The 8,150-nt window shown below is 61.3% G+C and carries 7 protein-coding genes; 5 read left to right on the forward strand and 2 right to left on the reverse strand.

Annotated elements, in window-relative coordinates:
• Both ACGVJ8_RS07815 and ACGVJ8_RS07820 read left to right on the forward strand, forming a co-directional pair.
• On the forward strand, positions 1-1,249 hold a 1,249-nt coding region (locus tag ACGVJ8_RS07815; RefSeq protein ID WP_392346980.1), incomplete at its 5' end, for an ABC transporter substrate-binding protein.
• Positions 1,250-2,269, forward strand: a complete 1,020-nt coding sequence (locus ACGVJ8_RS07820; protein WP_392346982.1) for an ABC transporter permease — start codon at positions 1,250-1,252, stop codon at positions 2,267-2,269.
• Here the strand turns inward: ACGVJ8_RS07820 and ACGVJ8_RS07825 are convergent.
• The gene (locus ACGVJ8_RS07825; protein ID WP_392346991.1) at positions 2,263-3,837 is read right to left on the reverse strand and encodes an alpha/beta hydrolase; all 1,575 of its coding nucleotides are present in this window, start codon (positions 3,835-3,837) and stop codon (positions 2,263-2,265) included. The two genes, ACGVJ8_RS07820 and ACGVJ8_RS07825, sit on opposite strands and share 7 nt — an antisense overlap.
• A gap of 137 nt (positions 3,838-3,974) precedes the next feature.
• Here ACGVJ8_RS07825 and ACGVJ8_RS07830 point away from each other — a divergent pair, with 137 nt between their 5' ends.
• Together ACGVJ8_RS07830 and ACGVJ8_RS07835 are read left to right on the forward strand one after the other, a co-directional pair.
• On the forward strand, positions 3,975-5,156 hold the full coding sequence (locus tag ACGVJ8_RS07830; RefSeq protein WP_392346984.1) for an MFS transporter: 1,182 nt from the start codon (positions 3,975-3,977) through the stop codon (positions 5,154-5,156).
• Positions 5,157-5,393: 237 nt separating this feature from the next.
• On the forward strand, positions 5,394-5,654 hold the full coding sequence (locus ACGVJ8_RS07835; RefSeq protein ID WP_392346986.1) for a hypothetical protein: 261 nt from the start codon (positions 5,394-5,396) through the stop codon (positions 5,652-5,654).
• 101 nt (positions 5,655-5,755) lie between these two features.
• Here the strand turns inward: ACGVJ8_RS07835 and ychF are convergent, their stop codons facing one another.
• On the reverse strand, positions 5,756-6,847 hold the full coding sequence (ychF, locus tag ACGVJ8_RS07840; RefSeq protein ID WP_392346988.1) for a redox-regulated ATPase YchF: 1,092 nt from the start codon (positions 6,845-6,847) through the stop codon (positions 5,756-5,758).
• Positions 6,848-6,898: 51 nt separating this feature from the next.
• On the opposite strand from ychF, the gene ACGVJ8_RS07845 reads away from it, so the two are divergent.
• Entirely contained in the window at positions 6,899-8,065 is a 1,167-nt protein-coding gene (locus tag ACGVJ8_RS07845; protein ID WP_392346990.1) for an efflux RND transporter periplasmic adaptor subunit, read from the forward strand.
• The last annotated feature ends 85 nt before the right edge of the window (positions 8,066-8,150 follow it).

The raw sequence follows: 8,150 nt of genomic DNA on the forward strand, positions 1-8,150 counted from the left end.
CAGCATCGGAACCCTCAGCTACGTGGTGGGCGATCGCATCGCCTCGGTGGAGGAAGCCGACAGCCACACCCTGCGGTTGCGCCTGAGTCGCCCCTCCACATCCCTGCAGGGCTTGCTGACGTCGATCAACCTCACCCCCATTTCACCGACGTCTTACAGCAGCCACCAGGACCGTTTTCTGCACGACCGCTTTGTGGGGACAGGCCCCTACAAGTTGACCCGCTTCAGCGAACATCAGCAACGCTTGGAGCCCTTTGCCCAGTACTGGGGTGAGGCGCCGCGCAACAACGGCCTCGATCTGATCACGCTGAGTAACTCCACGGCGCTCTACGGGGCGTTGCTCAGTGGGGAGGTGGATCTGCTGCTCTCCGCCTCGATCGACGAAGGCCAGCGCCACGCCCTGCATGAACGGGCAAGCGCGGGGGACCTGCACGAGTCGGTGGGTCCGGCGATGGAGATCGGCTACATCACCCTGCTGAGCAACCAGGAACCGTTCCAGGACCCCAACCTCAGGCGGGCCCTGGCCGTCAGTCTGAACCGAAGAGAGATCGGTGAACGGGTGAGCTACGGGCTGCGCCGTCCGCTGCGGGCGCTGGTGCCCCCCAGCCTGGCCGGCGGCGCCATGGCCCCATGGCCCGAACACAACCCCGAGCAGGCCCGCGAGCTGCTCCAGGCGGCGGGCTACTGCAACGGCAGCACCCTGCGCTTTCCGCTCACCTTCCGCTCCAACGTGCCTGCCGACAAATTGCTGGCCCTCACCTGGCAAGCCCAGGTGCAACGGGACCTCTCCGACTGCCTGGTGTTGGATCTGGATGGCATCGAATCCACCACCATCTACCGCCAGCTGGGGGAAGGTGCCTTCAAAGCCGTGATGCTGGATTGGCGCGGCAGCTACCCCGATCCGGAGGCCTATCTGACGCCACTGTTGAGCTGCACATCAGTGAAGGGCAACATCTGCATTGATGGAGAAGCAGCAATCAGCGGCAGCTTCTGGAGTGCACCCGGATTGCAAACCGCCCTGCTGAAATCCGACACGCTGACGGGCGATGCCCGCCGCACCGCACTGGATCGTGTCGACCATCTCTCCGCCGACGGTGCCGCCTACATCCCCGTCTGGCTGGATTCCCCTCGGGCCTGGGCCCAGCTGAACCTCAACCCTCCACAATTTGATGGCAGTGGTCAGCTGATGCTCGCTGATCTGAAGCGCCGCCACGAAGGAGCAACGAACAAAGGAGCAACGAACAACTAGATGGGACGCGCCCGAGACCTCGCCCGCTACAGCGCCACCCGCCTCGCCCTGGCGCCATTGATGTTGTGGCTGATCGCCAGCCTGGTGTTCCTGTTGCTGCGCGTCGCCCCAGGGGATCCCGTGGATGCGGTGCTCGGCAGCCGTGCCCCCGCTGCCGCCAAAGCCGCCATGCGGGCTCGGCTGGGGCTGGATCAATCGTTGCTGGATCAGTACCTCAGCTATCTCAACGGCTTGATCCACGGCGATCTGGGGCAAGCCTTGATCAACCAAGAGTCGGTTCGAACCATCATCGGCAACACCTTGCCCGCCAGCCTGGAGCTGAGCGTGATCGCCTTGGTGTTGGCTGCTGCGGTTGGGCTGAGCGTTGGCTTCAGCGGCATCGCCCGGCCCGAGGGAAAGATTGACCTGGGAGGTCGCCTCTACGGATTGGGCACCTATGCCCTGCCGCCCTTCTGGGTGGCCATGCTGGTGCAGCTGGTTTTCGCCGTCAGCCTGGGCTGGCTGCCGGTGGGCGGCCGATTCCCTCCCACCCTTTTCCCGCCCCACGGGAGCGGATTTTTCCTTCTGGACAGCGCTCTGCAGAACAACTGGGCCGCCTTCCGAGGCACCGTGCGTCACCTGACCCTGCCGGCAGGAACCCTAGCCCTGCTGCTCAGCGGCACCTTCACGACAGCCCTGCGCCTGAACCTGCGACGCACCCTGCGCGGCGACTACGTGGAAGCAGCGCGAAGCCGCGGCCTGAGTGAGCGCCAGGTGATCCTTCGCCACGGACTGCCCAATGCCTTGCTGCCGGTGCTCACCATCGCTGGAATCACCGTGGCCTCCCTGATCGGTGGGGCCTTACTGATTGAAGTGACCTTTTCCTGGCCAGGCATTGCCCTGCGCCTGCAGGAAGCCATCAACCAAAGGGACTACCCCGTTGTTCAAGGGATCGTTATAGTGATCGCCGCCTTGGTGGTGCTGGTGAGTGTTGCCGTTGACCTGCTGGTGGCCGCCCTCGATCCGCGGGTGCGCTACTGATCCAGCAGCTGCAGGGCCGGGCGACGACCCAAGCGATGCCAGCGCGTCTTGGAGCTGGCTTCCATCAGGTGGACAGCATCGTTGCGAGGTGACTCGGAGCTCAGGGAATCGAGAAAACCGATGATTTCATGGGCAATCACCCGTTGAACGCTGAGGGGATTGACTCCCACCAACTCTTCGCCGAGCCGGAAGAGGTCGTCCCCCTCTGACGCCTTGCCCTGGCCATCCACACGAATCGGCGAAAAGTGACTGGCCCCCTCAACCACCACCACCCGGCTGGCGGGATGCTCTGCCAATCCAGCCAAAAGAGGCAGCTGCTCATCCAAAGGAGGGGTGATCAGATCGAGGGTCCCACCCACCATCAACAGCGGAATCGGCAACGCCCGACTGGCGCGGTGCGGCCAGATCAACCCGCCAAAACTGTTGAGCCCCACTACTGCCCGGAGCGACGGAGCCATCGCGTTGCCCTCGAGCGCACGGCCTGCCGCCAGTTCGCACTGGAGCAATTCCGAGAGGTTAGTGAGGGGCAAGCCCGCCAGGGCCCCTTCACAGCGCGGCTCCATCCCGTGCACCTGCTCCGCCCCACTGGCCAAGAGAGCCGTTAAGGCACCCAGGGAATGCCCCATCAGCACCACCTCGGTCCCGGGGATATTCAAATCGCCCCGTCGTTGCGCATCCAGCACCGCCGCAAGATCAGCCAACCGACCATGGAGTGCTGGTGCGCCGTCAAACGACTGACGCCCCTCAAGTAATGCCTGGACTGCGGCGGCATCGCTGCCGGGATGCTCAAGCACCGCCACGGGCCAGCCCGCCTGCATCAGCGAACGCGCCAGCCAATGAAAGTGGCTGGGGTCCCCGCCCAGCCCCGGCATCATCAAGACCCAAGTCCGTTCTTCACGAGGCGATTGGGGGATCCAGCGTTCCACCTGCAACAGACGCGAACGATGGTCCACCGCAAGCGTTGACTGATGGGGCGATTCGGACGAGGCAGAGCGCTCAGCCCCCTTGAGGAGCTGCAGGCGGGCCTCTTTCTGAGCCAAGGTCCGCATCAAGGTTTGATGTCGCTCCAATTCCAGCCGCCAGCGGTTGGCGGCAACCACCAACGCATCCAGATCAAGACGCAGCTGCTGGGTGGGCAACGCTTCCAACACATCCAGCGTCGATACGGTTGCCTGCCGTTCGAGCAACTGCTCCAGCGTGGAAAGCACCAGCGAACGGTTGATGCTCTTGCCGTCCTCCACGCGAACCAATTCCCCCAGCGCATCCAGAAGCGGACCCGCCCCCCAGCTGCTCAGCAGCTGACGCCCGAAGCTGCGACGGGAGAGCACAGGAGCCTTGAGCAGACGGATCAGCCCCTGTCGGCTCTCGGGCGCGAGAAGACTCATCCAGGTGGACAGCTCCGATCGCGAGAGCTGCGCTGGATCAGTCGTCGGCGAGCGCACAAAGGCGCCGAGTTCCTCCACCGAAACCGGAAGAACCACTCCGTCGATCTTGACCTCCACACGTTCTGTGGAGCCAACAGGCCACGATCCGCACGTGCTGAGCAGCAGACTGCCCATCAAGCCCATCGCGATGCATCGTCCTGTTAAGCGTCCGCGCAGCAACGCCTGCCCCTCTGCGGTGGTGGAACCAGTTTCCCTCACCCCTGAGAAATGTCACCCGACTAAGGTTTCTGGCGTCCATCGGTGCCGGCGGAGTCATGTTCATGACGCCGCTGATCTTTCATGCCATCGACTTCTCAGCTCGTGAAGTGGGCAGCGGTCTGGCCGTCTCAGCCCTGATCGGCACGGTGGTGCGTCTGCTGAGCGGTGCACTGCTCGATCGTGGCGTCCGCTGCTCCTGGCCGGTAAGGGGCACAACCCTGTTGGCCATTGCAGCTGATCTAATCCTGCTGCAGGCTGATAACTACAACAGCTACCTGCTCGGACAACTGCTGCTGGGCTGTGCGGCGGGTCTGTACTGGCCTGCCATCGAATTGGCCGTTCCCCTGAGTTGCGGCAGCCTTCCCTCCGGTCGGGGCTACGCCCTGGTGCGCAGCGCCGATGCCCTCGGCATTGGCATCGGCACGCTGATCGGAACCGCTGCCGCCACCCTGGGAATGCTGCGGACGGTGTACAGAGTTGAAGCGGTGTGCATGGGTGCTGTATTGGTGCTGATCAGCCTTGTTCCGCTCCAGGAAGGTCCGCCCTACCGCAACCTCAGCGGCAACAGCCCAGAGCCGGTTGGTCAACGGCAAATGTCCCAGCTGCCTTGGTTGCTTCCCCTGATGCCGGTGCTGCTGATCAGTGTTGTGGCCACTGGGATCCTAGCCCTTCAACAGAGTGCACTTCCCCTCGATCTGGTGCGCGGCGGGCTGGTGCGACCGGCCCTGAGCGAAAGCCACAGCAGTGCCCTGATCGCCCTTCAGTTGACCTTGCTAGTGAGCCTGCAGTGGCCGGTGGGCCGCTGGCTTGCGGAGCGCAGCGTTGCCTTCGGCCTCGGCTTGAGCCTGGCAGGATTCAGTCTTGGCTGCAGCCTGATTGCCCTGTCCTCCCTGTTCGAGAACGGAACAATCCTGGTGTTGGCAGCCCTGCTGCCGATGGCCTTCGCCCAGGCCGCTTTCCTGCCCACGGCCACAGAAGCCGTCATTGAAGAAACACCACCAGAACACCGTGGTTTGGCGATGGCGCTGTTTTCCCAGTGCTTCGCCATCAGCGCCATCGTGGCTCCCCTGGCTGGAGGAGCCTTGCTCGACCTTCAAAACAATGGTCTGCTGCTCTGGCTGTTGATGGGTGGGACCTGCTTGGTCATGCTCCCAACCCTGTGCAGCCTCAAGCTGCGCTACGGGGCGACAGCAACAGCGCAGGGCATCCTCCGCCGGAACACCAACAACGCTTTGAAGCTGTGACGGGCAGTTCAGGGCAACGGCATCGTTAAAAGCTGAAGTCAGAGGTTGAAGACAATCCGACGATCAAAAGAGAGCCACCTCTTGGTTAGATGCTGAAAAAGACCTCCCTACCCTTTCTGTCATGCCAATCGATCTCAACCAGGGAACAGATGTTCACGTTCTATAGACTTTCTAAGGAATGATCAGCAGACAAACTGTGTTAGCCACGCCACCGTAAAAGCAAGATCAGATCGATCGATGAAGTGGTTCACGCCACTGCTGCTTGCCGTGATGCTGACGCCGCTTGCCACAGGCACTCAGCACGATAGAGAGGCACTGGTGGCTCACGGAAAGCGCAAGAAAGCTGCTTGCCTGGTTCTGAGGATGATCACTCAGAAGATCGAACTAATTCCAGTCGAGTCACTGAATCAGTGCGAGGAAATTGGCAGCGAGATCATGAAGGGTGGAAAGTTGAGCAAGTTCCTCAAGGGATATAAATGCATTCCGGGCTTGCTCTGAGTAAACCACCAACCAGAGATCACATAAATATTTCACCAATCATGGCGTTCTTAAACAGTTGAAGAACTCTAGAGAGAATGTCTAAACACTCAAAAGTTTGACTAAATATTGAACAGAAACTCCATCACATCGCCTTCATCCACCACATATTCCTTTCCTTCACTGCGCAGCCAACCTTTGTTGCGTGCTTCCGCCAGTGAGCCGGCTTCCAGCAGCTTCTCCCAACCAATGGTCTGAGCGCGGATGAAGCCTCGTTCGAAATCGGTGTGGATCACACCGGCAGCCTGCGGAGCCCTCATCCCGGCCTTAAAGGTCCAGGCTCTTGTTTCCCTTTCACCGGTGGTGAAGTAAGTGCGCAGCCCCAGCAGCCGATAAGTGGCCCGAATCAGGCTTTGCAAACCGCCTTCCTTCACTCCGAGACCTTCCAGATAATCCGCGGTTTCCTCATCTCCCAATTCCACCAGCTCCGCTTCTACCTGGGCAGAGATCCGCACCGTTTCGGCAGCTTCTTTGGCAGCCAGTTCAACCACCTCAGTGCAGAAAGCATTACCCTCAGCCAGGTCGTCCTCACTCACATTGGTGGCGTAGATAATCGGCTTGGCGGTTAAAAGCCCCAAGGGCTTGATCATGGCCGCTTCTTCGTCGTTCAGATCGACGCTGCGGGCAGCACCACCACTCTCGAGCACTGCCTGAATCCGCTCAAGAGTAGCATTTTCCACTTGCGCCTCTTTGCTGGTGCGCATCTGCTTTTTCAGACGCTCCCGGCGCTTCTCGATCTGAGTCAGATCCGCCAGACCCAGCTCCAGATTGATCACCTCCGCATCCCGGGACGGCCCCACAGACCCCGAAACGTGGATGACGTCATCGTCCTCGAAGCAGCGGATCACGTGAACGATCGCGTCCACCTCGCGGATGTTTGCCAGAAACTTGTTGCCCAGACCTTCGCCCTGGCTGGCGCCTTTCACCAGACCCGCAACGTCGACAAACTCCATTCGGGTCGGAATGGTGTCCTGGCTTTTGCTCAGTTCCGTGAGCTGGTCCAGTCGCTCATCGGGCACCGCTACGGTGCCGACATTGGGCTCGATCGTGCAGAATGGAAAATTGGCGGCCTGCGCCTGAGCGTTGGCGACCAACGCATTGAACAAGGTGGACTTGCCTACGTTGGGCAATCCTACAATTCCGGCTTTGAGCATAGGCGAAATCTACCGGCCAGCGGCGAGACTGTTGTGAAGTTTTGTGGGCCCATGCTGCAGTCCTTGCGCTCCCCTGCGTCCCCATCGCCTGAAGCAGAACTGGCCTCAGTGGCGAAAGCACTATCCAGACGGCCCAAAGCCGCGATGGTGGGGTTGCTGGTGCTGGCCCTATGTGGGGGTGGGCTGCTGCTGCGTTTCGGTCCATGGAGCAACCGTCAACGGGATCTGAAGCCCTTCACCACCACCGCTGAACGCGGCGTGCTCTCTGGGGTAATCACCGCCAGCGGCGAACTGCAGGCCCAGCAGAAGGTGAACGTGAGTCCGCGCAAGCAGGGTCTACTGGCGGAGCTGAAGGTGGATGAAGGGGATGTGGTGGAGAAAGAGCAGGTGCTGGCGGTGATGGATCGCGGCGATCTCGATGATCGGCTGCAGGAGAAGCAGGCTCTGCTGCGCCAGGCCGAAGCCAATTACCAGAGCAAAAAGGGGGAGTTCGAACGTCGCCGCCAGCTGTATACCAGCGGTGTGATCAGCGCTGATGACTTCAGCAATGCGCGCTTCGAAATGCTGGCCCGGCAGGCGAGCCTGGTGGCAGCGCGAGAACGGTTGGAGCAACTGGAGCAGGAGAGCCGCGAACAGACGATCCGCGCGCCCTTCTCAGGAACGATCACAGCGCGCTACGCCGAACCGGGGTCGTTTGTGACCCCCACCACCACCGCGTCGGCCACAGCCGGTGCCACCAGCGCTTCAATCGTTGAGCTCTCGCAAGGCTTGGAGGTGAGGGCCCGCGTTCCGGAAAGCGACATCGGCCGCATCGTGACCGGCCAGAAGGCCGAGACCCGGGTGGATGCCTTCCCCGATGAACGCTTCCTGGCAACCGTGAGTGAAATTGCCCCCCGTGCCGCGAAAGAGAACAGTGTCACCTCTTTTGAAGTGAAGCTGAACTTCGTCAAACCGCAGAAAAAACTGAAGATCGGCATGACCGCCGACATCAATTTCCAGACCGGGCGCAGTGCACCAAAAATCCTGGTGCCCACCGTGGCGATCACCATGGAGAACGGCAAACAGGGCGTGCTTCTGGTGGATGAGAACCAGAAGCCACGTTTCCAGCCGGTGGAACTGGGCAACAGCAGCGGCGACCAGACTGCAATCCTGAACGGTCTCGAATCAGGAACTCGCGTGTTCATCGATCTGCCCCCCTGGGCTGATCGCCGCGATTGATCCACCCACGTCTGCACCACCGTCATGCCTGAGGCCACCACCAAGCCCCTCCTGCTTCTTGTGGATGGCCATTCCCTGGCATTCC

The organism is Parasynechococcus sp., assembly GCF_042954245.1.
Lineage (GTDB): Bacteria > Cyanobacteriota > Cyanobacteriia > PCC-6307 > Cyanobiaceae > Parasynechococcus.